This is a genomic window from Streptomyces sp. Tu6071, assembly GCF_000213055.1.
Classification (GTDB): Bacteria; Actinomycetota; Actinomycetes; order Streptomycetales; family Streptomycetaceae; genus Streptomyces; species Streptomyces evansiae.
In genome coordinates this window covers 2,373,197-2,397,072 of the sequence record NZ_CM001165.1, presented here as the reverse complement: position 1 = coordinate 2,397,072, position 23,876 = coordinate 2,373,197, and the positions used below count along the sequence as shown (strand labels likewise).

At 72.2% G+C, this 23,876-nt stretch carries 24 protein-coding genes and 1 pseudogene; 8 read left to right on the top strand and 17 right to left on the bottom strand.

Going from position 1 to position 23,876, the window contains the following annotated elements:
- Positions 1-29: 29 nt before the first annotated feature.
- The gene (gene nagB / locus STTU_RS09675) at positions 30-815 is read right to left on the bottom strand and encodes a glucosamine-6-phosphate deaminase (RefSeq protein WP_007822213.1); all 786 of its coding nucleotides are present in this window, start codon (positions 813-815) and stop codon (positions 30-32) included.
- Positions 816-1,326: 511 nt separating this feature from the next.
- On the opposite strand from nagB, the gene STTU_RS09670 reads away from it, so the two are divergent.
- Positions 1,327-2,802 carry a sensor histidine kinase gene (locus tag STTU_RS09670; RefSeq protein WP_007822211.1) on the top strand — a complete coding sequence of 492 codons (1,476 nt, stop codon included), beginning with the start codon at positions 1,327-1,329 and terminating at the stop codon, positions 2,800-2,802.
- Positions 2,803-3,288: 486 nt separating this feature from the next.
- Here STTU_RS09670 and STTU_RS09665 read toward each other — a convergent pair whose 3' ends face one another.
- Both STTU_RS09665 and STTU_RS09660 read right to left on the bottom strand, forming a co-directional pair.
- Positions 3,289-3,546 carry a WhiB family transcriptional regulator gene (locus tag STTU_RS09665; protein ID WP_008745686.1) on the bottom strand — a complete coding sequence of 86 codons (258 nt, stop codon included), beginning with the start codon at positions 3,544-3,546 and terminating at the stop codon, positions 3,289-3,291.
- 319 nt (positions 3,547-3,865) lie between these two features.
- Entirely contained in the window at positions 3,866-4,834 is a 969-nt protein-coding gene (locus STTU_RS09660; protein WP_029397036.1) for a diacylglycerol/lipid kinase family protein, read from the bottom strand.
- A 330-nt stretch (positions 4,835-5,164) separates the two neighbouring features.
- On the opposite strand from STTU_RS09660, the gene STTU_RS09655 reads away from it, so the two are divergent.
- A complete protein-coding gene (locus STTU_RS09655; protein ID WP_043254695.1) occupies positions 5,165-5,593 on the top strand; it encodes a hypothetical protein in 429 nt (142 codons plus the stop codon).
- A 326-nt stretch (positions 5,594-5,919) separates the two neighbouring features.
- On the opposite strand, the gene STTU_RS09650 is transcribed toward STTU_RS09655, so the two are convergent.
- Positions 5,920-6,474, bottom strand: coding sequence for a TetR/AcrR family transcriptional regulator (locus STTU_RS09650; protein ID WP_007822205.1), 555 nt, complete (start codon positions 6,472-6,474; stop codon positions 5,920-5,922).
- A 97-nt stretch (positions 6,475-6,571) separates the two neighbouring features.
- Between STTU_RS09650 and STTU_RS09645 the strand changes: the two genes are divergently transcribed.
- Positions 6,572-7,483: an SCO6745 family protein gene (locus STTU_RS09645; RefSeq protein WP_007822203.1), complete on the top strand. Its 912-nt coding sequence runs from the start codon at positions 6,572-6,574 to the stop codon at positions 7,481-7,483.
- Between the two features lie 210 nt (positions 7,484-7,693).
- Here STTU_RS09645 and STTU_RS09640 read toward each other — a convergent pair whose 3' ends face one another.
- From STTU_RS09640 to STTU_RS09630, 3 genes are all read right to left on the bottom strand, one after another.
- Positions 7,694-8,764 carry an RNA polymerase sigma factor SigF gene (locus tag STTU_RS09640; protein WP_007822199.1) on the bottom strand — a complete coding sequence of 357 codons (1,071 nt, stop codon included), beginning with the start codon at positions 8,762-8,764 and terminating at the stop codon, positions 7,694-7,696.
- Positions 8,765-8,999: 235 nt separating this feature from the next.
- The gene (locus STTU_RS09635) at positions 9,000-9,413 is read right to left on the bottom strand and encodes an anti-sigma regulatory factor (RefSeq protein ID WP_009068641.1); all 414 of its coding nucleotides are present in this window, start codon (positions 9,411-9,413) and stop codon (positions 9,000-9,002) included.
- A 293-nt stretch (positions 9,414-9,706) separates the two neighbouring features.
- Positions 9,707-9,967 (bottom strand): UBP-type zinc finger domain-containing protein, encoded by a 261-nt coding sequence (locus STTU_RS09630; RefSeq protein ID WP_009068642.1) that lies wholly within the window; start codon positions 9,965-9,967, stop codon positions 9,707-9,709.
- A 423-nt stretch (positions 9,968-10,390) separates the two neighbouring features.
- Here STTU_RS09630 and STTU_RS09625 point away from each other — a divergent pair, with 423 nt between their 5' ends.
- Entirely contained in the window at positions 10,391-11,989 is a 1,599-nt protein-coding gene (locus STTU_RS09625; protein ID WP_007822195.1) for a Na+/H+ antiporter, read from the top strand.
- A 393-nt stretch (positions 11,990-12,382) separates the two neighbouring features.
- Here STTU_RS09625 and STTU_RS09620 read toward each other — a convergent pair whose 3' ends face one another.
- Together STTU_RS09620 and STTU_RS09615 are read right to left on the bottom strand one after the other, a co-directional pair.
- The gene (locus STTU_RS09620; protein WP_234019198.1) at positions 12,383-13,369 is read right to left on the bottom strand and encodes a 1-aminocyclopropane-1-carboxylate deaminase/D-cysteine desulfhydrase; all 987 of its coding nucleotides are present in this window, start codon (positions 13,367-13,369) and stop codon (positions 12,383-12,385) included.
- A 63-nt stretch (positions 13,370-13,432) separates the two neighbouring features.
- Positions 13,433-13,666 carry a hypothetical protein gene (locus tag STTU_RS09615; protein ID WP_043257255.1) on the bottom strand — a complete coding sequence of 78 codons (234 nt, stop codon included), beginning with the start codon at positions 13,664-13,666 and terminating at the stop codon, positions 13,433-13,435.
- A 453-nt stretch (positions 13,667-14,119) separates the two neighbouring features.
- On the opposite strand from STTU_RS09615, the gene STTU_RS09610 reads away from it, so the two are divergent.
- Both STTU_RS09610 and STTU_RS09605 read left to right on the top strand, forming a co-directional pair.
- Entirely contained in the window at positions 14,120-15,085 is a 966-nt protein-coding gene (locus tag STTU_RS09610) for a hypothetical protein (RefSeq protein ID WP_007822192.1), read from the top strand.
- Positions 15,085-15,468, top strand: coding sequence for a GntR family transcriptional regulator (locus tag STTU_RS09605; protein WP_007822191.1), 384 nt, complete (start codon positions 15,085-15,087; stop codon positions 15,466-15,468). Before STTU_RS09610 ends, STTU_RS09605 begins: the two co-directional genes overlap by 1 nt.
- A gap of 569 nt (positions 15,469-16,037) precedes the next feature.
- On the opposite strand, the gene STTU_RS09600 is transcribed toward STTU_RS09605, so the two are convergent.
- From STTU_RS09600 to sodN, 5 genes are all read right to left on the bottom strand, one after another.
- Entirely contained in the window at positions 16,038-16,454 is a 417-nt protein-coding gene (locus STTU_RS09600; protein WP_007822190.1) for an RDD family protein, read from the bottom strand.
- 45 nt (positions 16,455-16,499) lie between these two features.
- On the bottom strand, positions 16,500-16,766 hold the full coding sequence (locus STTU_RS09595) for a hypothetical protein (RefSeq protein ID WP_007822189.1): 267 nt from the start codon (positions 16,764-16,766) through the stop codon (positions 16,500-16,502).
- 13 nt (positions 16,767-16,779) lie between these two features.
- Complete coding sequence (locus tag STTU_RS09590) at positions 16,780-17,658, bottom strand: hypothetical protein (RefSeq protein ID WP_007822188.1); 879 nt, start codon at positions 17,656-17,658, stop codon at positions 16,780-16,782.
- Positions 17,659-17,679: 21 nt separating this feature from the next.
- Complete coding sequence (locus STTU_RS09585; RefSeq protein ID WP_043254692.1) at positions 17,680-18,717, bottom strand: hypothetical protein; 1,038 nt, start codon at positions 18,715-18,717, stop codon at positions 17,680-17,682.
- A 535-nt stretch (positions 18,718-19,252) separates the two neighbouring features.
- On the bottom strand, positions 19,253-19,648 hold the full coding sequence (gene sodN / locus STTU_RS09580) for a superoxide dismutase, Ni (protein WP_007822186.1): 396 nt from the start codon (positions 19,646-19,648) through the stop codon (positions 19,253-19,255).
- Between the two features lie 166 nt (positions 19,649-19,814).
- Here sodN and sodX point away from each other — a divergent pair.
- Positions 19,815-20,150: pseudogene (gene sodX, locus STTU_RS35325) on the top strand (nickel-type superoxide dismutase maturation protease); the annotation flags it as partial.
- Between the two features lie 173 nt (positions 20,151-20,323).
- Here sodX and STTU_RS09570 read toward each other — a convergent pair.
- On the bottom strand, positions 20,324-20,968 hold the full coding sequence (locus STTU_RS09570) for a CGNR zinc finger domain-containing protein (RefSeq protein WP_007822184.1): 645 nt from the start codon (positions 20,966-20,968) through the stop codon (positions 20,324-20,326).
- Positions 20,969-21,110: 142 nt separating this feature from the next.
- On the opposite strand from STTU_RS09570, the gene STTU_RS09565 reads away from it, so the two are divergent.
- Positions 21,111-21,872 carry a class I SAM-dependent methyltransferase gene (locus tag STTU_RS09565; RefSeq protein ID WP_007822183.1) on the top strand — a complete coding sequence of 254 codons (762 nt, stop codon included), beginning with the start codon at positions 21,111-21,113 and terminating at the stop codon, positions 21,870-21,872.
- Between the two features lie 259 nt (positions 21,873-22,131).
- On the opposite strand, the gene STTU_RS09560 is transcribed toward STTU_RS09565, so the two are convergent.
- Both STTU_RS09560 and STTU_RS09555 read right to left on the bottom strand, forming a co-directional pair.
- Positions 22,132-22,929 carry an amino acid ABC transporter ATP-binding protein gene (locus STTU_RS09560; RefSeq protein WP_009068659.1) on the bottom strand — a complete coding sequence of 266 codons (798 nt, stop codon included), beginning with the start codon at positions 22,927-22,929 and terminating at the stop codon, positions 22,132-22,134.
- Positions 22,926-23,867, bottom strand: coding sequence for an amino acid ABC transporter permease (locus STTU_RS09555; protein WP_052862480.1), 942 nt, complete (start codon positions 23,865-23,867; stop codon positions 22,926-22,928). Before STTU_RS09555 ends, STTU_RS09560 begins: the two co-directional genes overlap by 4 nt.
- Between the last annotated feature and the right edge of the window lie 9 nt (positions 23,868-23,876).

Sequence of the window (23,876 nt, the reverse complement as noted above, 5' to 3'; positions counted from 1 at the left end):
CGGGCCCTTCGGCGTACGGGTGCCGCTTCTCAGATGCCCTGCCAGTCCGGCTTCGCCGCCCATGTCGCGCGGAAGTACCCGGCGAGCTTGAGCTTCGAGGCCGCCGCCTCGTCCACGACGACCGTCGCGTGCGGGTGGAGCTGGAGCGCGGAGGCGGGCACGAGCGAGGCGACCGGGCCCTCGACGGACTGCGCGACCGCCTCGGCCTTGTTCTCGCCCGTCGCGAGGAGCACGAGGTGGCGCGCCTCCAGGATCGTGCCGATGCCCTGCGTGATGACGTGGTGCGGGACCTGCGCGATGTCGTCGTCGAAGAACCGCGCGTTGTCGACCCGGGTCTGCTCGGTGAGCGTCTTGATGCGGGTGCGGGAGGCGAGCGAGGAGCACGGCTCGTTGAAGCCGATGTGCCCGTCCGTGCCGATGCCGAGGAGCTGGAGGTCGACGCCGCCCGCGTCCTTCAGCGCCCGGTCGTACTCCTCGCAGGCGGCCTGCACGTCGGCGGCCGAGCCGTCGGGGCCGAGGAAGGCGGAGGGGTCGAGCCCGAGCGGCTCGACGACCTCGCGCAGGACGACGGCGCGGTACGACTCGGGGTGCCCGGCCGGGAGCCCCACGTACTCGTCGAGCTGCGCGATCCGCGCCCGCGAGACGTCCGCGTCGCCGGAGCGCACGAGGCCGGTGAGCGCCTGGTAGACGGGCAGCGGCGTCGACCCGGTGGCCACCCCGAGCAGGGCTTCGGGCTTGCGCCGCAGCAGCCGCGCGATCGCGTCGGCGACAAGCCTGCCGCCGGCTTGCGCGTCCGGGACGATGACAACTTCCACGCTGGGGCCTGCCGATCTGAAAGAGACACGTGTGGTATAGACCAATTTATCAGATCGGGTCGCGGGGCAGAAGGGGCGTCCGGATGGCGAGCGGCACGGTCTCCCGTCGTCCGGATGGCGGGCGACGCGTTCTCCCGTGCCGCGCCGCCCGCCCGCTCCGGCGTCCCCGTGATCCGTCCCGCCAATTCCCGCCCAGGCATGGACAGCGGCGGGGTGCGCCCCTGAAAATGGTCTAGTCCGCGCCTCGCGCGGAATCGGCTTCCGCTCTCCCCGCACAGGAGGGCGGACCGGGGGAACCGCGCTCTCTGCCCTGACCGCGCGGACTTCCCCCAGGGCCACCGGGCACCGCACACCCGGCGGCTCGCGGTCCCGCGTCCTCAGGGGCGTGCGGGCACGCCTTCGGGCTGCGGTGCCGGAGGGGTCGAGGGTCCCCTCGCGGCGCCGCGGCCCCTGGGGGCCGAGCGGGGCACGCGTTCGCGCGGGGCCCGGGTACGCTCGCCGGGTGCCCTCCATGAACGACCTCGTACGCCGGCACACGGCGCTCAGCGACTCCGATCTCGAATGGCTCCACCTGCTGGTCTCGGAGTGGCAGCTGTTGTCCGACCTCTCCTTCGCCGACCTCGTCCTGTGGGTCCCGACCCGGGACGGCACGCGGTACGTCTCGGTCGCGCAGATGCGCCCCAACACGGGCCCCACCTCGTACCAGGACGACATGGTCGGCCACCTCGTGCCGCGTGGCCGCCGCCCCATGCTCGACGCCGCGCTCGACGAGGGCCGCATCGTGCGCGAGGGCGACCCGGAGTGGCGCGAGGAGGTGCCCGTCCGCGTCGAGTCGATCCCCGTGCGCCGCGAGGGCCGCGTCCTCGGCGTCATCGGCCGCAACACCAACCTGCTCACCGTGCGCACCCCGAGCCGCCTGGAGCTGAGCTATCTCCAGAGCGCCTCCGACCTCGCGCAGATGATCGCGGCGGGCGCCTTCCCCTTCCCGGACCAGCAGGTCGACATGGACGCCTCGCCGCGCGTCGGTGACGGGCTCATCCGCCTCGACGCCGAGGGCATGGTCCAGTACGCCTCGCCCAACGCCCTCTCCGCGTACCACCGCCTCGGCCTCGCCACCGACTTCGTCGGCGTGCACCTCGGCCAGGCCACCGCCGAACTCGCGCCCTCCAAGGGCCCGGTGGACGAGGCCCTCGTGAAACTCGCGAGCGGCTGGGCGCCGCGCGAGACCGAGGTCGAGGGAAATGACGCGGTCATTCAGATGCGCGCCATTCCGCTCAAACCCAAAGGCACGCACATCGGTTCCCTCGTCCTGCTCCGAGATGTGACGGAATTGCGCCGCCGCGAACAGGAGTTGATGACGAAGAACGCCACCATCCGGGAAATCCACCACCGGGTGAAGAACAATCTCCAGACGGTGGCGGCGCTGTTGCGTCTCCAGGCCCGCCGCATCGACTCCGAAAGCGGCCGGGCCGCGCTCGAAGAGGCGGTGCGCCGCGTCGGCTCCATCGCGATCGTCCACGAGACGCTGTCCCAGAACCTGGACGAGCAGGTGGAGTTCGACGAGATCGCCGACCGTGTGCTCACGATGGTCGCGGAGATCTCCCCGGGCACCGTCACGGGGCGCCGTACGGGCCGTTTCGGGATACTGGCCGCCGAGGTCGCGACGCCGCTCTCGATGGTCCTCACGGAGGTCATCCAGAACGCCCTGGAGCACGGCTTCGGCCCGGGCGACACGGGCACGGTCGAGGTCGGCGCGGTGCGCGGCGGCGGTACGGGCCGGGACGGCCACCGGCTGCTCATCACCGTGCAGGACGACGGCGTGGGCCTCCCCGAAGGCTTCGACCCGCACCGCTCGGGCAACCTCGGCCTCCAGATCGTCCGCACCCTCGTGGAGGGCGAACTCGGCGGCACGTTCGACATGGTCCCGGCGCCGGAGCGCGGGACACGGGTCGTCCTGGACATCCCGGTGGAGGGCGAGAAGGCGTGAACGGGCCCGCGCCACGGGTGGGTTCACCCGTGAGTGGGGGCGCGGTGGGGGAGTGGTGTTGACGGACGGGGCGGGGAGCGGTGTTGACGTACGGGCGTGCGCGGGGGCTTACGGGGCGCGGGGGTTGACGTAGAGGCTCGCGCGGAGGCGTACGGGGGACGGGGTTGTCGTATGCGCTCGCCCGGACGTGCCCGGGGCGCGGGGGTCGGCGGACGGGCTCGCGCGGAGGCGTACGGCGGACGCGGTTGACGTACGCGGGCCTGCGGCACGGGGGTTGAGCCGTGCGGGCAAGACGAAGGGCCCGGCCGGTCGTCGCTGACCGGGCCGGGCCCTTCGTCGTTCACGCTATGGGGGTCTTGCTGTGGGGTACCGCTTGCGGTGATCGCCTCAAGGGCGTCGACCGCGAACTGCGCGCTGCGGCTCGGGGGCGGGACGTGCGTACACGCTGTACGCGCCGCCAAGCGCCAGGCTCTTGGGGGGCTTTGCTCAGGCGGTCGCGTTGCGCGCCCGGTTGCGAGCGGCGCGGCGCTTCATCGCGCGGCGCTCGTCCTCGCTGAGGCCACCCCAGACGCCCGAGTCCTGGCCGGACTCAAGCGCCCACTGCAGACACTGCTCGATAACCGGGCAGCGACGGCAGACGGCCTTGGCTTCCTCGATCTGCAGCAGCGCAGGACCGGTGTTGCCGATGGGGAAGAAGAGCTCGGGGTCTTCCTCGCGGCAAACGGCGTTGTGACGCCAGTCCATGGCTGCTACCTCTCCTTGGTATTACATGCACGTTGCTTGTGAATGTGAACGCTTTCACGAATCCCACCCGAAGGAAGGGCCGACCAGCCAGTTCTAACCCTGGCGGGGTCCTGGGGAGGGAGGGATTCTGGCTCTCTGTGGGGGCCGCTTGTGGGGCCCGTCCCGATCGCCAAGTAGAGATTCCCAAACCTCCGGGCGGGATACAACCCCTTCCGGAAAGTTTTTTTTGATTCTTTGGTGTCGACTAGGTCACAGCCGTACTTCTATGGGGTGGATCGTGCTCTAAACGTTCGAGTGCAAGGTCTTTGCCTGCTTCCACTCACACAATCACACGCAGTGCACGGCGAACGCCTGTGAACGTCACGCTCGTCCGGAGCCCCAGGTGGTCACCGTCCATCTGAAAGGGCAAAGGGACCTTGGAATGCAAGGTGAACTCACTGAGGTCGTGGAGCGACACCGCGTGTCTGCCCTGCGGGCCGCGTTCGGGCGAGGACCTCAGCAACTGCGTCCCGTACTTCGTGACGGCGGCGGTCGAGAGCCGGCTCAGGCCGAGCACGTCGAGCCCGGTGTCGAAGGAGGCTCCGGGGGAGGCGTAGAGGGGCTTGTTGCCCAGGTAGGTCCACGGGTTGGTGTTGCTGACTATCGACAGGACCAGGTCCTCGATCGGGTCCTCGCCGGTCCGCTCCAGCGTGATCCGGCCTGCCCGGCGCGAGGGCTCGTCCACGAACTGGCGGAGCAACTGCCGTACGTACAGAGCGTGTGTGGAGCGCTTGCCGCGTTCCCGCTTCTGTTCGACCCGGCCCACGACGCCCGCGTCGAAACCGAGCCCCGCGTTGAAGGTGAACCAGCGCGAGGGAACCGACTCGTCCTCGCTGCCGCGCGTCCCGGAGGCGAGTCCGAGGCCGACCGTGCGCTCGGAGCGCTCGTGCAGCGCGTGCAGGATCGCGCCCGTCGCCTCCACCGGGTGGTTCGGCAGCCCGAGCGCCCGCGCGAAGACGTTCGTCGAACCGCCCGGCACGACGGCGAGTCCGGGCAGCGCCTCCGGGGCCGGGCCCTCGTGCAGCAGCCCGTTGACGACCTCGTTGACGGTGCCGTCCCCGCCGAGCGCCACGACGAGGTCGATGTCCTCCGCCTCGGCCGCCTCGCGCGCCAGATCCCGCGCGTGCCCCCGGTACTCGGTGGTCACGGCCTCCAGCTTCATCTCGCTGGCCAGCGCGTGGATCAGCACGTCGCGCGTGCGCGCACTGGTGGTGGTAGCCGCCGGATTGACCACGAGAAGAGCACGCATGAAAGGCAGAGTACCCATCGGTAGCGCCCCCCGCCCCCACGCACCCACCCTCACGCCTGCGGGTGGGTGGGGGAGGGGTGAGGGGGAGGGGTGAGGGGGCGAGGGAGGGGGTGCGAAGAGGAAGGCGGTGCGTGGAGGGAGGGGGCGCGAGGAGGGAGGCGGTTCGGCTTGGCCCTGGTTGAACCCCTGTGCTGAGCCCCTGTGCCCCCCCGCCCCACCGCCGGGAACTCCGCCGCCGCGTTGCGCGTTGTGGGCCCCAGGGGGAGAAACCCGCATGTAAGGGACACCCCTAGGGGGCATCCCCCACACCCGCCCCGCTACCCTGGCACCGTGAGCAGCGAGCAGACTTCCACCGAACCCGCGCACCGCCCCCGGCGTCTCTTCCTCGCCACCCTCGTCTGCGTCCTGGAAGCCCTCGCCCTCGTCGTCGGCGGCCTCTACATCCTCGTCCGGGGCCTGGCCGGCTCCGGCGACCAGGGCGACACGGCGACGGTCGGCCTCATGCTCGTCGTCCTCGGCGCCATCCCGGGGATCGCCGCGCGCGGCCTGTGGCGCCTGCGCCGCTGGAGCCGCGGTCCGGCGGTCATCACGCAGCTCATGGGCCTCCCGGTCGCCTGGACGCTGCTCAAGACCGACAGCATGTTCATCCCGGGCGGCATCGCACTCGCCGCCGCCTCGATCGCGGGCCTCGTCTGCCTCCTCAACAAGGAGACCACCGAGACTCTCGGCATCCGCGCCCCGAGCGACGCCGCGTCCTGAGCGATGCCGCGACCTGAGCGATGCTGCGTCCTGAGTGATGCCGCGACCTGAGGGGCGTCGCGATCCGAGCGAGGCCGCCTCCTGAGCGACGCCGCGACCTGAGCGACGCCGCGACCTGAGGGGCGTCGCCCCCCGAGCGAGGCCGCGTCCTGAGCGATGCCGCGACCTGGGCGGGCGCCCTTCCCGGGTCCTGCCGCGTACCGGGCGACGCACTGTCCTAAGCAGTCCTTCGCCGGACCCCAGCGGTCTTCCCGCCGACCCCGGGCAGCCCTCCCGCCGCCCCCGAGCGGCATCCGTACGGCCTCCAGCGCCCCCCACCGGGCCCCCTACGGAAACACCCCCGCCGCCACCGCGCGAAAGCACTCCACCGGATCGCGCCCGCCCAGCGCCGCGTCCAGGCCGCCCGAGAGGGTCAGCGCCGCGAATCCGTGCGCGAGTGACCATGCCGCGAGGCGGCGTCCCTCCTGCTCGTGCTCCCCGCCCCCGCGCTCCGCGACGCTCGACCGCAGCACGTCCGCCAGTCGCCCGCGTTCCGTGCTCAGCTCCGCGTCGTCCTCGTGCAGCAGCCCCGGCGTGAACATGACGCGGAAGTGCCCGGGATGCTCGCGCGCGAACCGTACGTACCCGGCGCCGCGGGCGAGCAGCCCCTCCTCGGCCGCGAGCGCGTCGGCGAGCAGCCGGTATCCCTCGGTCGCCACGGCGGTGAGCAGCCCCGCGCGGTCGGTGAAGTGGTGCGCGGGCGCGGCGTGCGAGACCCCTGCCCGCCGCGCGAGCGCCCGCATGCTCAGCGCCTCTGGCCCCTGCTCCGCGAGCGTGTCGACGGCGGCCGTCATGATCGCCCGCCGCAGATCGCCGTGGTGGTACTGCTCGCGTTGGCTCATGCGGACACCCTGCCCGGCCCATCTGGCCATTGACAAGTTCCACACCCACTTGGCATCTTGACGGTGACAAGATGCCAAGCCCGTACGGGGGTACGAGATGACGACGCGACCGCACACCACGAAGGACGACCTCCCGCCGGAACCCGCCCGGGTGCGCCAGCTCTGGCACCTCCTGGAGCCCCTGCACGCGGTCGTCTACTACGCCCCCGAGTCCTACGCGGAGGCCGGGGCGCTCGGGCTCGGCACCGACGAGCGCTGGCCGCTCTACTTCGCCTGGCGCGCCGCACCGCTCGGCGCCGTCTCCCCGGCCGTCCTGAGCGCCGTCTTCCACAGCTTCGAACCGGGAATGGTCGAGCGCTACGCGACCGGGACGGACGTGACGCCCGAGGAGGCCCTGGACGGGCGGCTGCGCGCGGTGGACCGGACGTGGCGGGCCCTGCTCGGTGACGCCGTGGACAGCGCCGACCTCGCGGAGGCGGCCCGCCTGGCCCGTACCGCGGCGCAGGCCGCCGTCACCACGACGCACGGCGCCGCCGCGGGCCGTCCGCTCGCCGCCGCGAACGGCGCGCTGCCCTGGCCCGAGGCCCCGCACCTCCAGCTCTGGCAGGCCGCGACGATCCTGCGCGAGCACCGGGGCGACGGCCACGTGGCCGCCCTCGTGGCGGCGGGCCTCGACGGTATCGAAACGCTCGTCACCTTCGCCTCGATCGGGGCGGCGCCCCGCGCGGTCTTCGCCTCGCGCGGCTGGAGCGAGTCGGCGTGGCAGGAGGCGACGACCCGCCTGAGGGACCGCGGCCTCGTCACCCCTGACGGCACGGCGACCGACCAGGGCCGTGCCCTGCGCGCGGAGATCGAACACCGCACCGACACCCTCGCCGCAGCTCCCTGGCAGGCGCTCGGCACCGCGGCCACGACCCGTCTGACCGACCTGCTGGCGACCCCGTGGCTCACGATGATCGGCTCCGGACTGCTGCCGACGGAGAACACGCTGGGCATCGGAAAGGTGTGAGGGCCCCGCCGCCTCGGCGGGCCCCACGGCGGCCCCACGGAACTGGGCTCCGGGCAACCGGGCCCTCGGCGACCGGGCCCTGCGGCGGCCCCACGGCGGTCCTCCGTCAACCAGCCCCGTCGCGCTTCCGGTTGTCTTCTCCGCCTCGGGGCGTCCCGTGGGCGGTCGTCGGGCGACCGCCCCCAGCCGTACCCCTGCGCCGCGCTCCGCTCACTCCTCCACGAGGAGCTTGTCGCGGAGCTGGGCCAGCGTGCGGGCGAGCAGGCGCGAGACGTGCATCTGGGAGATGCCGACCTCCTGCGCGATCTGCGACTGCGTCATGTTCCCGAAGAACCGCAGCAGCAGAATCCGCTTCTCGCGCGGCGGCAGGTCCTCCAGGAGCGGCTTGAGCGACTCCCGGTACTCGACACCCTCCAGCGCCTCGTCCTCCGCGCCGAGCGTGTCGGCGACAGCGGGCGACTCGTCGTCGGTGTCGGGGACGTCGAGCGAGAGTGTGCTGTAGGCGTTCGCGGACTCCAGGCCCTCCAGCACCTCCTCCTCGGAGATGGAGAGCCGCTGCGCCAGCTCGTGCACGGTCGGCGAACGGCCGTGCTGCTGCGACAGCTCCGCCGTCGCGGAGGTGAGCGAGAGCCGCAGCTCCTGGAGCCGGCGCGGTACCCGTACCGCCCAGCCCTTGTCCCTGAAGTGCCGCTTGATCTCGCCGACGACGGTCGGGGTCGCGTAGGTGGAGAACTCGACGCCGCGCTCCGGGTCGAACCGGTCCACCGACTTGATCAGGCCGATCGTCGCGACCTGCGTCAGGTCGTCGAGCGGCTCCCCGCGATTGCGGAATCGCCGCGCGAGGTGCTCCACGAGCGGCAGGTGCATCCGTACGAGCCGGTTGCGCAGCTCCGCGTACGCCGCCGACTCCGGCTCCAGCGTCCGCAGCTGGACGAAGAGCGCCCGCGCCTCGCTGCGGTCCTCGTTCTCCCGCGCGCTGCGGACACGGTGGTGCCCCGCCCGCCCGGGGGCGGCCTCGTCGGGCACGGCCTGCTCGTCGTCCGGCGCGGTGTCCGCGTGAGGTGCGGTGTCCGCGTCCGGCGCGGTGTCGTCGTGCGGTGGGGTGTTCTCGGGTACGGGTGGGGCCGCGTCGATGGCGGCTTCGTCCCGTACGGGCCGTGCGGGCGCCTCGCCCCGTACCGTCGACGGCTCCCCGCCGTGCACCGGCTCTCCGGCCGACGACGGGGCCCGATCCGCGTCGTCCGGCGTGCGCTCCCCCTGCGGGTGCTCCTGCTCGCTCATTCGTCCCGCCCGCTCCACCGCGTCCCTGGGGTCAGGAAGACCCCCTCGCTCGTTCCCCCGTCCGCGGTCGCCCGCCCCGGGCGCTTTCGCGCCGGAGCCGCCCGCCGGGCCCGGAGCCCCACCGGTCCGCGGGGGACCGGCCGGCGTGACCGGTCCGGTCCCGCCCGCGCCGGTCTCGCGCGAACGGTCCCGGGCATCCCGCTTCTTCTCACGCACCGGCCCGCCCCCGTCCCTCTCAGACCGGACCAGGTCCGGCACCACGCTGTTTGTAGAGGGAGATGGACACCGTCTTGTCCTCGGACACCGACGACTCCACCTTCCCCGCGAGCGCGGACAGCACCGTCCACGCGAAGGTGTCCCGCTCCGGAGCCCGTCCGTCCGTGGTCGGCGCCGAGACGATCACCTCCAGGGCCTCACCGATCAGCCGGAACACGCAACGGAGCACGGAGCCCCGCACCGCCTGCTGCAGCAGGATCGCGCATGCCTCGTCGACCGCGATCCGCAGATCCTCGATCTCGTCGAGGGTGAAGTCCAAACGCGCCGCGAGACCGGCCGTCGCCGTCCGCAGCACCGACAGGTAGGCACCCGCAGCCGGCAGCCGGACTTCCACGAAGTCCTCGGTCCCGGGCTCGCCTGCGATAGGGGACACCCTCACCTCCAAGGTGGTACAAGCTCTTTCGGGGCTCCAGGGGTGTGCACCCCCGGATCGCATGCCTCGTCGTTCAGCCGTGACGCTACCGCGCACCCGGGCCCCCTGTCCCGGGGACCCCCGGCCCTCGCGTCACTCATCGTAAGACCGTGGGCACGATCGGTGGGGCGGTGCGGCGCCCTCGATCCGCGCGACGCGATGCCGGGGTGACGTACCCAGCCCCCACCCCATCGAACCTTCCCCGCCCTCTCGCGCTCAGACCTCGTCCGCGCGGGGCGGTCTCGGACAGGTGTTCAGACCAGCGAGTTGTCCACGTAGCACCAGCGCCATTCCTCGCCCGGCTCGAACGAGCGCATCACCGCGTGGCCCGTCTCGTCGAAGTGCGCGGTGGCGTGCCGGTACGGCGAGGAATCGCAGCAGCTCACCCGGCCGCACACGAGGCACTTGCGCAGCTGCACCGGGTGGCTGCCCACCGCCAGGCATTCGAGGCAGGTCTCGCTCAGCGCCTCGGGCTCCGGCTCCGGCAGCCCGGGGAGGTGGGGGCAGTCCTTCAACACCACGTGCTCCTCGTCCGGCGCCCGGCCCCTGCCGGGACGCCACCGACACTCCCGCGGCCACCCGGTGACACCCGCCATTTCGCGCGGACACCTACGTGGAGTGATGCAGGGGGGTCAAGATTGTCAGACTACGACAGACCCGCCCGCCCTGCCCCGCCCGCCACGGCTCCATCACCCGCCCCGTCCCCGGGACGCCTTCGCCTTCGCGTTCCTTCCCCGTCCGCCCCCCTGCCCGCCCCGCCCCCGCGCGCGACACGCACGCCGAACACGCCCGCGCCGCGTTCAGCCCGCCGCGTCCCGCCCCCCTCGCCCGTACCGTTCCCGTCCGTTCCCCCGCCCGCACCGTTCCCGTCCGCCTCCCGCCTCCCCGCTCCCTCCCGCCCCCGCCCCCCTCCCTCCCGAAGGAGAAACCCCGCGCCCATGGACGCCCTGCCCGTGCTGCTCCTCGTCGCCGGAAGCGCCGCCGTGGCGGGAGCCGCGCGCCGCACCCCGATCCCGGCCCCGCTGCTGATCGTCACGGTGGGGCTCGCCGTCTCCTACCTGCCGGGCGTCCCGGACTACGACCTCGACCCCGAGATCGTCCTGCCGCTCCTGCTGCCCCCGCTGCTCTACACCGCCGCCGCCGACAGCTCCTACCTCGGCCTGCGCGCGCACGCCCGCGCCATCGGCCTCCTCTCCGTGGGCTACGTCCTCTTCGCGACCCTCGCCGTGGGCTACGTCATCTACCTCCTGGTCCCCGAACTCCCCCTCACGGCGGCCCTCGTCCTCGGCGCCGTGATCGCCCCGCCGGACGCCGTCGCCGCGACCGCCGTGGCGCGCAGGGTGGGGTTGCCGGCGCGGATCACGACGATCCTCCAGGGCGAGTCCCTCGTGAACGACGCCACCGCCATCACCGCCTACAAGGTCGCCGTCGCCGCGGCGGTCGGCGAGGGCGCGAGCTGGGGCAAGGGGATCGGCGAGTTCCTCCTCGCCTCCGTCGGCGGCATCGCCGTCGGGCTGGTCCTGATGGTCCCCCTGCACTGGCTGCGCACCCACCTCACGGAGGCGCTGCTCCAGAACAGCCTGTCCCTGCTCACCCCCTTCTTCGCCTACGCCGTCGCCGAGAAGTTCGGCGGCTCCGGTGTGCTCGCCGTGGTCGTCGTCGCCCTGTACCTCGCGCACCGCTCCTGGCAGGTCGACTTCGCCACACGGCTTCAGGAGGACGCCGTCTGGCGGATGGTCGCCTTCATCCTGGAGTCCGCCGTCTTCGCCCTCATCGGTCTCCAGCTCCCCGTCGTCCTCGACGACCTCGGTCAGTACGACAGCCCGATCGTCATCTGGTACGCGCTCGCCCTCTTCCTCACCGTCGTCGCCGCCCGCTTCGTCTGGGTCTACCCGGCCACCTACCTGCCCCGCTTCTTCTCCGCCCGCGTGCGCCGCCGCGAACCCGAACCCACGTGGAAGGGGCCCTTCGTCATCGGCTGGGCCGGGATGCGGGGTGTCGTCTCGCTCGCCATCGCCTTCTCCATCCCGGTGAGCGTCCACGACGGCTCGGACTTCCCCGCCCGCAGCCTGATCCTCTTCCTCACCTTCACGACCGTCATCGGCACCCTCGTCGTGCAGGGCGTCTCGCTGCCCCCGATCATCCGGCTGCTCCGGCTCCCGCAACGCGACACCCGCCGCGACACGCTCATCGAGGCACAGGCCCAGAGCGAGGCGTCCACCGCCGCCGAGAAACGCCTCGAAGCGCTCCTCACCGAGGAGACCAACACCCTCCCCGGCCCTCTCCTGGACCGCCTGCGCACCGTCCTGGAACGCCGCAAGAACGCCCCCTGGGAGCGGCTGGGCGCCGTCAACGACGAGGGCGAGTCCGCCGACGACACCTACCGGCGCCTCTCCCGCGAGATGATCGGTGCCGAACGAGCCGTTTTCGTCGAACTCCGCGACCACCGCCGTATCGACGACGAAATGCTCCGCACCCTCCTGCACCGGCTGGATCTGGAGGAGGCGGCGGCGTACCGCGAGGAGACGGGGGACTGACGGCGCGTGAGGACGCCGTGGGTGGGCGGGGGACAGGGGCTGGTGCGGGGACGTGGCAGAGCGGAGCGGCGGGGCGGTGCTCCTTCCGGGCGCCGGGCAAGCGGGCCCGACACCGCGTGGTGGGACGTCGCGCCAGCGCGGACTCAGGACCCCGCCCTCGGTCCCTGGCGGAGCATTGGGCGTCGGCGGAGCGCTGGACCACCGGACCTCCTGAGCCCGTCGCCATGCCCTATCCGGCCGTCAGGTCGTCCAGCTGCCCGGTCGGCGGCTTTCCGCTGTTCACTGCCCCCTGTCCGGCGTTCGGCGGCGGTCCTGGCCGAGCGCGAGGCGTCCCCGTTCGCGCACGGCCCCGACCGCCGTTCGCGCAGGTCCCGACCGCCCCCGGCCCACGACTCAATCGCTCCGCAGGCCGGAACTCCCCAGGCCGGAGCTGAGTCCCGGCCCCGGAACACCTGTGATGACGGCTGCCACGCGGGTGCCCGGGGAGAAGGCGCCCTCCTCGGCGAGGCATGTGAGGGCGTGGAGGAGCTTGGCGACGTAGAGGCGCTCCACCGGGAGGCCGTGGCGGTCCTCGAAGTCCAGGGCGAAGCGGTCGAGCGCGTCCGGCAGGCGGCCGTAGCCCCCGGCGTGGAAGCGCTCGTCCAGGGACCACGTGCCCTGGGCGGAGCCGAAGGCCGTGCTCTGCAGGGACCGCACCTCGTCCGCGAGGAAGCCGCCTTTCACGACCGGGATGCCCAGCGCCCGGCTCCTCGGCCCCAGCCCGGCCGCGATCCCCGCCAGCGTGCCGCCGGTGCCAGAGGCGACCGCGACCACGTCCGCCTGCCCCCGCAGCTCCCGGCCCAGCTCCGCGCACCCCCGTACGGCCGCGGGGCTGCTCCCGCCCTCCGGTACGACGTAGGGACGAGTGACACCCGCCTCGCCCAGCAGCGAGCGCAGCGTCTCCGGTTCCCGTTTGCGCCGGTAGCGGGAGCGGTCCACGAAGTGGAGGCGCATTCCGTCCGCACGGCAGCGCTCCAGCGCGGCGTTGAACGGCCGCGAGGCCAGCTCGTCGCCCCGCACCAGGCCCACCGTCGGCACCCCGAGCAGCCGGCCGACGGCGGCCGTGGCCCGCAGGTGACTGGACCAGGCTCCGCCGAAGGTCACGAGCGTCTGCCCAGGGACCAGCCCCGCGAGAGCCGGGACCAGCTTGCGCCATTTGTTGCCCGGTATCTCGGGGTGCACAAGATCGTCCCGCTTCAGGAAGAGACGCACTCCCCGGCGGGCGAAGGGCGCGTCCACGACCTCCCGCAAGGGAGAGGGCAGGGCGGGCGAGCCCAGCCGCTCGACGAGCGAGTTGGGAACCTCCGGCTGCGAGGCACCGGTGAAGACTGTGGACGGCATCCGTCCATTGTCGTACCCGAATCGCTCGCTTGTACGGACGGGCCGTGCGGAGCCCGCCCCGGCTCAGCGGGGCAGGAAACCGTCGCCGTGCGTGACTATGTGGGACTCCACGGCCTCCAGGGCGCGCTGCGTGGCCGCCGGGTCACCGCTGCCCCTGCGCTCCGCGTAGTACGCGGCGCCGAGCTTCTTCAGCAGCTCGCTGCCCGTGCGCTGGGTCTGCACGTCGTCGTACTTCTGCTTGCCCTGTGCGAGGCCGCGCTGCGCCTGTTCCTTCGCCCGGTCGAGAAAACCCGCCATGAGAAAGACCCCCTTCTGCTTCCGGCGCACCCCGTCCGTGACCTGTCGGCCGGAGTGATCCGACCTTTCACGCCACTTGTCCACGAGTGCGCCATGTGTGTCTGTGTGTGTTCGTGTGTCCGGTCCAACGGCCGCCGGACCGGGCGAGTTCCCGGCCCGTGAAAAAGATCCGCACGAGATGCGGAGGGATGCGTTCCGCATCTCGTGCGAGTTTTTTCGCGCGTCAGGGTTCGAAGGGTTGTTGGGCGGGAAGCACCTCGATAGTTGTTCGCATAGCTTGCGAATAAGTCGTACGGAGCGGAGCCGCACAAGGCGGCCCGCGGTACGACACGAGAGGAGCGAGAGGTGTACGGGGGACACGGGGCCGAGGGGCCGGACAGGAACGGGACGGCCGGGCCGCCGGGTACGGGCGGAGGGGCGGGTACCAGCCGGGGAGGCACCCAGTGGCCGGGTGTGCTGCTCGAAGCGGCGCCGTTCGTCGTCGGGCTCGCTGTCACCGTCGCTATCTTCCTGGGGACGCGGGACAAGCTCGGCGACCGCATCGCCACTCACTTCTCCGGCGGTGGGACGGCCGACGACTGGGCCGCCACGAGCAGTTATCCGTGGGTGTGCCTCGCCCTTTTCGGCGGTCTCGCGCTCCTCTTCGGACTCGGCACCGCCCTCCCCGGCGCAAGCCTTGCCGCCCGGAGCGCGTGGACGGCGACGGGGTGGGGGACGGCCGGCCTGCTCGGTTATCTGCTGAGCGCGGTGCTTGTCGTGAACGCGGGCGCGGTCGCTGACGGGACGGAAGCCCAACTGCCCTGGGTGCAGTTGGTGGCAGGGCTGGGCGCCGCTCTCCTGGCCGCCGCGGCGGGGACGCTGGTGCGGCGTCTGATGCCCTCGGCCTGGCGTGGGCCGGAGCGCGGTCCGCTGCCCAGCGCCGCTGAGCGGTTGACGCTGCGCCCCGGGGAGCGGGCCGGTTGGTCGGCGCACAACACCTCGGCGGTGCTTACCGGGATCGGCGCGGGCACGTTCCTTCTCGGCACGGGGCTGCTCGCCGCCGGACTGGTCAGCGCGGGGCTGCCGCTCCTGCTCGCGGGGCTGCTGACCTTCGCCCTGAGCGCGGTGCGCGTCACCGTCGACCGGCACGGCCTGACGGTCGCCGCCGGCTATCTCCCCTGGCCCCGTACGCGTATCGCCCTCGACCAGGTCGCCACGGCTCGCGCGCAGCACGTGAGGGCGCTGGAGTGGGGCGGCTGGGGATACCGGGTGAGTCCCCGGGGAACGGGAGTCATCCTGCACTCGGGGGAGGCGCTCGTGGTGCGCCGGGAGGACGGGCGGGACTTCGCGGTGACGACGCGGGACGCCCGTACGGCAGCGGCGCTCCTCAATACCCTCGCGGCGGACGCGGACGGCTCCCCACGACCAGGCGGCGGCTGATGCTCTTCCGTACCGATCCCTCGTCACCGGTCCCGCTCGGGGAGCAGATCGCGTCATCGGTCCGCGCGGCCCTCGCGGAGGGCTCCCTCACTCCGGGCGAGCGGCTCCCGGCGGCGCGAGCGCTGGCTGACTCCCTCGACATCAACGTGCACACCGTGCTCCGGGGCTACCAACGGTTGCGGGACGAGGGCCTGATCGAGTTGCGCAGAGGCCGCGGGGCCGTCGTCGTGGAAATGGAAGGCGCCCGCTTCCGCGCCGGCCTCCTCACCCGCGCCGCGGAACTCGCCGCCGAGGCCCGCCGCCTCGGCGTCTCGGAGGAAGAACTCCTCACGCTGGTCCGCCAGTCCTTCGCCCTCGGCCCCGCGCCGGCGAGCGGGGGGTGACGCGCGGAGGCGACGGCAGAGAGGCGAGCGAACCGACGACCGGGCGGGCGCGTCCAGGGAAGGCCCCGCTTTCCCTTCCGCCCTCGGCTCCCGGCATCCGCAGGAGCCGCCGAGGGCCCGGCGCGGAGGTGCCCGCCGGTCGGCTGATTGTTCGCCCGGGAGCGGAACGGCCCAGCCGACCAGCGGTTCGTCGCCGAGCGCCGAGCGCCGAGCGCCGAGCGCCGAGCGCCGAGCGCCGAGCGCGAAGACTGGAGTCCGGGACCCGGGTGCGAGGCTCGACTCGCCGGGGGCCTGGGCCGGGGGCCGAAGCCCGGGAGCGACGGGCGACTCTGCCGGAGCCGGAGCCGGAGCCGGAGCCGGAGCCGGAGCCGGAGCCGAAGCCGAAGCCGGAGCCGGAGCCCGCGCCAGGACCGGGACGGATGCCGGGAGCCGAAGCCGAAGCCCGCACCAGGCCCGGGACCGATGCCGGGAGCCGAAGCCCACGCCTGGCCCGTGACGGGTGCCAATCGCTGGCGGCCAATCACTGCGGGTTGGGCACCGGGCTCCGGGCTCCGGGCACGGGGCCGCCGTCAGCGTCGGATCGTGCGCAGGGACACCGCGTCCTGTTGTTCCACGCTGCTGTCCGTCGCGACGTGGAGGGGGACGAAGACGATCATCCAGTAGAAGCCGAAGAGCCAGCGGCCGATGAGGCGGAAGAAGCCGGGGCGGCGGCCGTCGCTCGCGCGGACCACGCGCAGGCCGGTTAGGAGCTTCCCGAGGCTGGCGCGGACCGCGTAGGTGAGCAGGACGTGGTTGAGGAAGGAGAGGCCGAAGGCCGCGACGAGCGCGGTTCCCCATACGGCGGGGGAGCCGGGGCGGAGCTGTGCGACCCCGTCGACCACCTCCACGCCGGCCGCCACCCCGGCCGCGAGGCCGCAGAGCAGGGCGACGAGGGCGTCGACGACCGAAGCGGAGACGCGGCGCGCCTGCGTGGGGGCCGGGGACAACCGAGGGCCGATTGTGCGTTGTTGGTCAACCACCGTGCTGCTTCCCTACTTCCCCGCTCCGGACTTCTTCTTCTCCGCCTCTTCCTGCTCCACGCGTTTGAGCGCGCGGTCCATCGCCGCGCGCGCGGCGGCCAGGGCGTCTTTTATCTGCTTCTTGTGGCCGGTGAATTCGCCCCGGAAGCGCTCGCTCTTGGGGCCCTTCCAGGTGTCCGTGCCGCAGAGCTTCCCGACGTTGTCGACGGAGTTCTCCAACTGGTCCGCGTACTGCTTGAGCCGGCGCAGATCCTCGCGGCATTCGCTCTCTCGTGACATGGTGTCGGTTCTCTCAGCTCGGGCTGATCAGCTTGGTGATCAGCGCGCGCAAGGTGTTCTTGCCGACCGGGCGCGCTTCGATCCCGGTCAGGGCGTGGGGCTTCTCGACGTAGACCGTCCACAGGGCCTGGTCGGTCGCGTACGTCGTCAGGAGCGGGCCGGGGGTGTCGGCGAGGAGGACGGTCTGCCCGACGACAAGGGCGTTGTCGATGGCCTCGCCGAGCGCCCTGCCCACGTTCTGCTGGCTGATCTGTTCGGGGGTCAGGTGCTGGACGGGGCCGTCCTTGGCGGCGACCTCGAAGGGGTCGACGAAGAGGAGCGCCATGTCCGCGGCGTCCTGCGCGGAGGCGGCGAGGGTGAACATGTGCAGGCCGCCCGAGGTGACGCGTTCCACGAGGTGGAGGTCGTCGGCGTGCACGTAGACGAGCAGGTGGGTCCGGCCGCTCGACGTGTGCTGCTCGACGGCGAGGGCGCGGGCGGCGGTGCGGCGGAGCGTCAGGACCAGGCTCACCTCGGGGGTGATGCGCAGATCGAGATCGACGCCGGAGGGCCGGGAGCCCGGGTCCGTGCCCTCCGCAGGGGTCTCCCCGGACTCCCGCCGTGCCTCGGCGGCGCGGAGCACGGCGTCGAGTTCCTCGATGTTGGCGACCTCGACGGCTTCGCGCGAGACGAGGGAGCGCAGCGCGGTGGCGTAGACCCACTCCCGTTCCTGGCCGGAGAGTTCCGCGATGCGCGGGGTCGGGGCGACGCACTCGGTCAGCGATTCGGGATCGAGGACCGCTATCTCCTCGTCGGTGAGCCGCAGCAGGGGCTGCGTGCCGCCTTCCGCGAGAGCCTCGGCAAGGATTCCGCGAAACTCGTCGAGGTCTATGTCGATTTCAGGGTTCGGCATGATGGCGCGTCCGATTCTCGGTTACCAGAACTTGTATTTCTTGATGGTATTGGGGACCAGATTGGTGACCGCGTTCTTCGCCCCGTCGACAATCTCCTTGCCTTTGTCCACGACATCGCCGCCCCATTCCTTGGTGGCGTTCCACGCCTTCTTGGTGCCGGCCTTGATGTCGTCCCCCCACTTGTCCCACGCCCAGCTGCCGAGGAAGTACGTGCCCGCCACGCCGAGGGCGACCCAGCCGACGACGGGGACGGCCGCGGCGACGGCTGCTGACGCGCCGAGCGCGCCGGCCATCCCCGCGCCCCCGAGCACGGCCACCGCCCCACCCGCTTCGAGGAACCCCATGGTCCGGTCGGCCGCGCCGTACGCGCCCGAGTGCGTCGGGAGGAACATCTGCTTGACGCCGTCCACGACGCTCAGCGGCAGCAGGACCTTGCGCGCGAGGAACCCGGCGCCGGGCGCGTTGCCGAAGAGCTTCGCCGCGTAGGGGATCTTCAGGCGCATCGCGAGCTTGCGGACGCTCTGCTGCCACTTCCAGGGCTCCTTGTACCAGTTGCGGATCTTCTGGTCCTTGAGGAGTTCCCGCAGCAGTTCGCCCCGCTTCGCCGTGATGCGGGCGTCCGGGGAGCCGAAGTACTTGTTCAGTTCCCACACCGCGCGGGCGCCCGCGACGTTCTGGCCCTGCTTCCAGCGCTCGTAGAGGTGGATCGACGCCTCGATGGCCGTGGGGATCTTGAGCAGCTTGAGGGGGGTCTTGATGTCCTTGAGGGTGCCCTCCTTGAACTCCTTCCACGTCTCCAGGGCGCCGGACAGGCTCGCGAAGGTCAGGACCGCCTCGGGGTCGTCCTTGGCCATGCCGAGGCGGCGCCGGATGTCCTTGGCCTCGTCCGTCGCCCAGGAAGCCTTCCTGGGAAATGCGGAAGTCCCCTCGGCCCGCGCGTCCCATTTGGCGAGAATTCCGTTGATCAATCCGCCTTGAATGGTGAGCGTCCCGCCCATGACGTCGACAGCGGCGGCCAGCTTCGGCGCCTGGACGTCGTCCATTCCCTTGAAGCCCACGGTCCTGCTCCTTGAGATTCTCGAGCGCGACGAGGAGAGGGCATCCCCCGGTCAGCCGACGATATCCGCGGAGCGATCGGTTCCACCACGAGAAATATGGGGGCAATCGGTGCGCAGAGCGGGGACGGCTTGCACGAGCCGGGTGATTCGGGCGCTCGGCACGGAGCCCGGCCTGGCCTGCCCGCGTCTCCCACGCCCGCGCCTCCCACACCCGCGCTTCCCACGCCCGCGCTTCCCGCGCCCACGCCTACTCGCGCCCGTCACGCCCGCTCCGCGCCCAACCCCCGCCGCGCCTGCACCCATCACCCGCCGCGCCTGCACCCACCACCCGCCACGCCTGCGCCCGCCACGCCCGCCCCCGTCCAGCCGTGACCCACGACGCCGAACCGCCGCCCCTCCTCCCGCCCCCTCGCCCGACAAAAAACCGCACCCGGCCCCCACGGCCTCAAGGCCGTGCGGAACCGGGTGCGGCTCAATCTCTTCCCTTCGTCCGCCGCCGGGCGGGCCAGGGGTCGAGGGGTGGCTGAGCGGGGGCTCAGGCCTTCTTGGTCTCCCAGAAGATCCTGTCGATCTGGGCGATCAGGTCGAGCGCCTTCTGGCCGGTGGCAGGGTCGTTCGAGCCCTTGGCGGCCGAGAGGGCCTTGAGGGTGTCGTTGACGAGCTGGTGCAGCTCCGGGTACTTCTCGAAGTGCGGGGCCTTGAAGTAGTCGCTCCACAGGACCGAGACGTGGTGCTTGGCCAGTTCGGCGCGCTGCTCCTTGATGATGATGCAGCGCGTGCGGTAGTCGGCGTCCTCGTTGGCCTGGTACTTCTCCTGGACGGCCTTGACCGATTCGGCCTCGATCCTGGCCTGCGCCGGGTCGTAGACGCCGCAGGGCAGGTCGCAGTGGGCGCTGACCGTGACCTTGGGGGCAAACAGGCGGGAGAGCATGAAGCTGTCCTTCCTCGTGATCGTCTTCTCAGGTGGGACATTACTCCGTGAGGACCTGGTTTTCTCGGGTGCCCCCGGGGGCCTAGGCCAAAAGTCCGGGGTGAGACTGGGAGCCGGCCGGTCCTGAGGACGGTGCCGGACGGGCACGAGAGTGGGAGGTTGGCCGATGTCGGAGGCGGAAGGGCGCGTGCGCATAGGGGAATCGAGGATTCCGCTCGGCGTCGCCGAGGTGCGGGGGCCCTCGATGCTGCCCACGCTGCGTCACGGGGACCGCTTGCTCGTCCGGTACGGGGCACGGGTCAGACCGGGTGACGTCGTGGTGCTGCGGCACCCGTTCCAGCAGGACCTGCTCATCGTCAAGCGGGTGGCGGAGCGCCGGGGCGCGGGCTGGTGGGTGCTCGCCGACAACCCCTGGGCCGGGGGTGACAGCAACGACTACGGCGTGGTGCCGCAGGAGCTCGTGCTCGGGCGGGTGCTCGGGCGCTACCGGCCGCGCATGCCGGAGGGCGAGGACGGCCTCGTCGCCGCGACGGCGGGCGGCGCGGAAGTGGTTGGTCCGGGAGCGGGCGGTGCCGAGGCGGGCGGTACGGGGGACTCCGGCCAGGACGCCGCGGGCCTGGACTCCACCGTTCAGGGCCCCCAAGCTCAAGGCCCTCAGGCGCAGGCTTCCCCGGCTCAGGCCTCCTCGGGGCGGCTCGCGACCGCCGTCTCCTTCGTGCGCTGGGGGTTCGGCTCCGTGCGCTCCGTGTCGGGCCCGGTGGCGGCGCGGCGTTTGCGGGCGCGGTAGGCGGCGACGTTGGCGCGGGTCGCGCAGCGGTCGGAGCAGTAGCGGCGGGAGCGGTTGGTGGAGGTGTCCAGGTAGGCGTTGCGGCAGGGCTCGGCCTCGCAGATGCCGAGGCGGTCGACGCCGTACTCGGTGAGGTGGAAGGCGAGGCCCATCGCGGCGACGGCCGCGTACCCGGCGGTCGCGTTCGAGGGGTGCTCGGCGAGGTGCATGTGCCAGCGCGGGCGGCCCGAGGCGTCGAGGTACTCGTGGCCGGAGATCTGCGGCGAGACGGGGTATTCGAGGAGCAGCGAGTTGAGCAGGTGCACCGCCTCGTGCTCCTCGCCGCCGTCGGCCGCCTCGAAGATCGCGCGCAGCCGGGCGCGCACCCCCCGGAAGCGGGTCACGTCCGCCTCGCCCGCGCGCCGGGCCGCCTGCGTGTCCGCGCCGATGAGCGCGCGTACCGCGTCGACCGAGGTCAGCGTGTCCTTGCGGCGTCCCGGTTCCTCGGTGTTCACGAGACGTACGGCGTAGTCCGAGTAATAGGCCAGTTCCACTTGTTGTCCTTACAGGGGCGGACTAGGGTGCGCATGTCGACCGGCCGTAATGGTCGGACATGTGTAGAGGGTATTACTACTTCTGGTGCGGGGCCCGCGCGGATCGCTGCGCGGGTCCCGCGCGGACGCGGTGGAGGCGTAGATGGGTACGGGCGGCGGTGGCACCGACTTCGGGGCCTGGCAGGAGAGCTGGGACCGTCAGCAGGAGTGGTACATGCCGGACCGTGAGGAGCGGTTCCGCATCATGCTCGACATGACCGAGGCGCTCGTCGGCACCGCGCCGCGCGTCCTCGACCTCGCCTGCGGTACGGGAAGTATCACCGACCGGGTGCTGCGGAGGTTCCCCGAGGCCCGCTCGACGGCCGTCGACCGCGACCCGGCGCTGCTCGCGCTCGCGCGCGGCACCTTCGCCGCTGACGCGCGCGTCGACGTCGTGGACGCGGACCTGACGGCGCCGGACTGGTCCGAGGCGCTTCCGCACGCGACGTACGATGTCGTGCTCACCGCGACGGCGCTGCACTGGATGCCCACCGAGGCGCTGCGGACGCTGTACGGGCAGCTCGCGCCGCTCGTGCGCGAGGGCGGCGCCTTCATGAACGCCGACCACATGCCCGACCCCGGGACGCCCCGTGTCAACGCCGCCGAGCGGGCGTTGCGGCACGCCGTGATGGACCGGGCGCGCGAGGCGGGGGCGCAGGACTGGGACGCGTGGTGGGCGGCGCTCGCCGAGGAGCCCGAGCTGGCCGGGCCCGTCGCCGCGCGCATGAAGCTCTTCGGCGCCCACTCCGAGGGCGATACGCAGCCGCCCTCGTGGCACGCGGCGACCCTGCGCGAGGCGGGCTTCGCGGAGGCCCGCACGGTGTGGGCCTCGCCCTCCGACGCGCTGGTGCTCGGCCTGCGCTGAGCGCGCGGGCAGGGGGCAGGGGCAGGGACGGGGGTACGTGGCGGAGCCGGGTGGTGCGGGGCTCGGCGCCTCGGCGTGCGGCCTGCCCCGTACCCGTACTGCCTTTGGCGCTCCGCGCCCCGTGCCACCTACGGCCTCGGGCACCCCGCGCCCCGTGCCACGTACCGTCTCAGGCGCCCCGCGCCCCGTCCCCCGTACCGTCCCGGGCGCCCCGCGCCCCGTCCGTCCCCCGTGCCGCCTCATCCTCCCGTCTGCCGCCTCACAGCACCTTCGAGAGGAAGGCGCGGGTGCGTTCGTGCCGGGGGGCGGTGAGGACCTCGCGGGGGTGGCCCGATTCGACGACGACGCCGCCGTCCATGAAGACGAGCGAGTCGCCGACCTCGCGGGCGAAGCCCATCTCGTGCGTCACGACGATCATCGTCATGCCGCTCTCGGCGAGGTCGCGCATGACGTCGAGGACGTCGCCGACCAGCTCGGGGTCGAGCGCCGAGGTCGGCTCGTCGAAGAGCATCAGCTTCGGCTCCATCGCGAGCGCGCGGGCGATCGCCACGCGCTGCTGCTGGCCGCCGGAGAGCTGCGCCGGGTAGCTGTCGGCCTTGTCCGCGAGGCCGACGCGCTCCAGGAGGGCGCGGGCCTGTTCGCGCGCCGCCGCCTTCGGGACGCCCTTGACCTGCGTGGGCGCCTCGATGATGTTCTCCAGCGCGGTCTTGTGCGGGAAGAGGTTGAAGCGCTGGAAGACCATGCCGATGTCGCGGCGGCGCAGCGCGACCTCGCTGTCCTTCAGCTCGTGGAGCTTCTCGCCGCGCTGCCGGTAGCCGACGAGTTCGCCGTCGACGTACAGGCGGCCCGCGTTGATCTTCTCCAGGTGGTTGATGCAGCGCAGGAACGTCGACTTGCCGGAGCCGGAGGGGCCGATGAGGCAGAAGACCTCGCCCTGCCGGACGTCGAGGTCGATGCCCTTGAGGACCTCGACGGGACCGAAGGACTTGTGGACGGCTTCGGCGCGGACCATGGGCACCTGGCCGCCGGTCGTCATCGTGGGGACGCTGTCGCTCATGCCATGCCTCCGTTCGGGCGGCCCATGGCCAGGACGCTCGCCCTGACCTTCTGCCAGGGGGTCGCGGCCAGGGCGCGGCTGGAGCCGCGCGCGTAGTACCGCTCGATGTAGAACTGCCCGATGCTCAGGACCGAGGTGAGGATCAGGTACCAGGCGGCGGCGAGGAAGAGCATCTCGACGGGCGCGCCCGAGACCTGGCCGATGTCCTGGGCGGCGCGCAGGAGTTCCGGGTACTGCACGGCGGCGACGAGCGAGGTCGTCTTGAGCATGTTGATGACCTCGTTGCCCGTCGGCGGCACGATGACGCGCATGGCCTGCGGGATCACGATGCGGCGCAGGGTCTTCGCGTGGCTCATGCCGAGCGCGTGCGCGGCCTCGGTCTGGCCCTCGTCGACCGCGAGCAGTCCGGCGCGGCAGATCTCCGCCATGTACGCGGCCTCGTTGAGGCCGAGGCCGAGGAGCGCGGTGAGCAGCGGGGTCATGAAGGAGGACCAGTAGTCCTTGTAGAGCGGCCCGAGATTGATGTACTCGAAGACGAGCCCCAGGTTGAACCACACCATGAGCTGCACGAGGACCGGGGTGCCGCGGAAGAACCAGATGTAGAACCAGGCGATCGAGGAGGTCACCGGGTTCTTCGACAGGCGCATGACAGCGAGGACCACGCCGCCGGCGATGCCGATGACCATCGCGACGACGGTCAGGAGCATCGTCTTGCCGAGACCGCTCAGGATGCGGTCGTCGAAGAAGTAGTCGGGGACGGCGCCCCAGTTGATCTTTCCCTGCGAGAAGGCGTAGATCAGCGCGGCGAGGGCGGCGAGCGAGACAAGCGCGGCGACCCAGCGGCCGTAGTGGCGCACGGGGACGGCGCGGATGGCCTCGGCGGGGGCGGTCTTCGTGACGGGGGCCGGTGGGGTGGCCCCGGCCGCGGGTTTGCCCAGGCCGGTGGG

What these genes read in the sequence shown, in the direction of transcription:
- sodN (WP_007822186.1), bottom strand. Translation starts at nt 19,648, where the DNA reads ATGCTCTCCCGCCTGTTTGCCCCCAAGGTCACGGTCAGCGCCCACTGC.
- STTU_RS09640 (WP_007822199.1), bottom strand. Translation starts at nt 8,764, where the DNA reads ATGAGCGAGCAGGAGCACCCGCAGGGGGAGCGCACGCCGGACGACGCG.
- STTU_RS09660 (WP_029397036.1), bottom strand. Translation starts at nt 4,834, where the DNA reads ATGCGTGCTCTTCTCGTGGTCAATCCGGCGGCTACCACCACCAGTGCG.
- STTU_RS09670 (WP_007822211.1), top strand. Translation starts at nt 1,327, where the DNA reads ATGAACGACCTCGTACGCCGGCACACGGCGCTCAGCGACTCCGATCTC.
- STTU_RS09565 (WP_007822183.1), top strand. Translation starts at nt 21,111, where the DNA reads ATGGGTACGGGCGGCGGTGGCACCGACTTCGGGGCCTGGCAGGAGAGC.
- STTU_RS09615 (WP_043257255.1), bottom strand. Translation starts at nt 13,666, where the DNA reads ATGGCGGGTTTTCTCGACCGGGCGAAGGAACAGGCGCAGCGCGGCCTC.
- STTU_RS09595 (WP_007822189.1), bottom strand. Translation starts at nt 16,766, where the DNA reads ATGTCACGAGAGAGCGAATGCCGCGAGGATCTGCGCCGGCTCAAGCAG.
- STTU_RS09560 (WP_009068659.1), bottom strand. Translation starts at nt 22,929, where the DNA reads ATGAGCGACAGCGTCCCCACGATGACGACCGGCGGCCAGGTGCCCATG.
- STTU_RS09590 (WP_007822188.1), bottom strand. Translation starts at nt 17,658, where the DNA reads ATGCCGAACCCTGAAATCGACATAGACCTCGACGAGTTTCGCGGAATC.
- STTU_RS09605 (WP_007822191.1), top strand. Translation starts at nt 15,085, where the DNA reads ATGCTCTTCCGTACCGATCCCTCGTCACCGGTCCCGCTCGGGGAGCAG.
- STTU_RS09650 (WP_007822205.1), bottom strand. Translation starts at nt 6,474, where the DNA reads ATGAGCCAACGCGAGCAGTACCACCACGGCGATCTGCGGCGGGCGATC.
- STTU_RS09645 (WP_007822203.1), top strand. Translation starts at nt 6,572, where the DNA reads ATGACGACGCGACCGCACACCACGAAGGACGACCTCCCGCCGGAACCC.
- STTU_RS09665 (WP_008745686.1), bottom strand. Translation starts at nt 3,546, where the DNA reads ATGGACTGGCGTCACAACGCCGTTTGCCGCGAGGAAGACCCCGAGCTC.
- STTU_RS09620 (WP_234019198.1), bottom strand. Translation starts at nt 13,369, where the DNA reads ATGCCGTCCACAGTCTTCACCGGTGCCTCGCAGCCGGAGGTTCCCAAC.
- STTU_RS09625 (WP_007822195.1), top strand. Translation starts at nt 10,391, where the DNA reads ATGGACGCCCTGCCCGTGCTGCTCCTCGTCGCCGGAAGCGCCGCCGTG.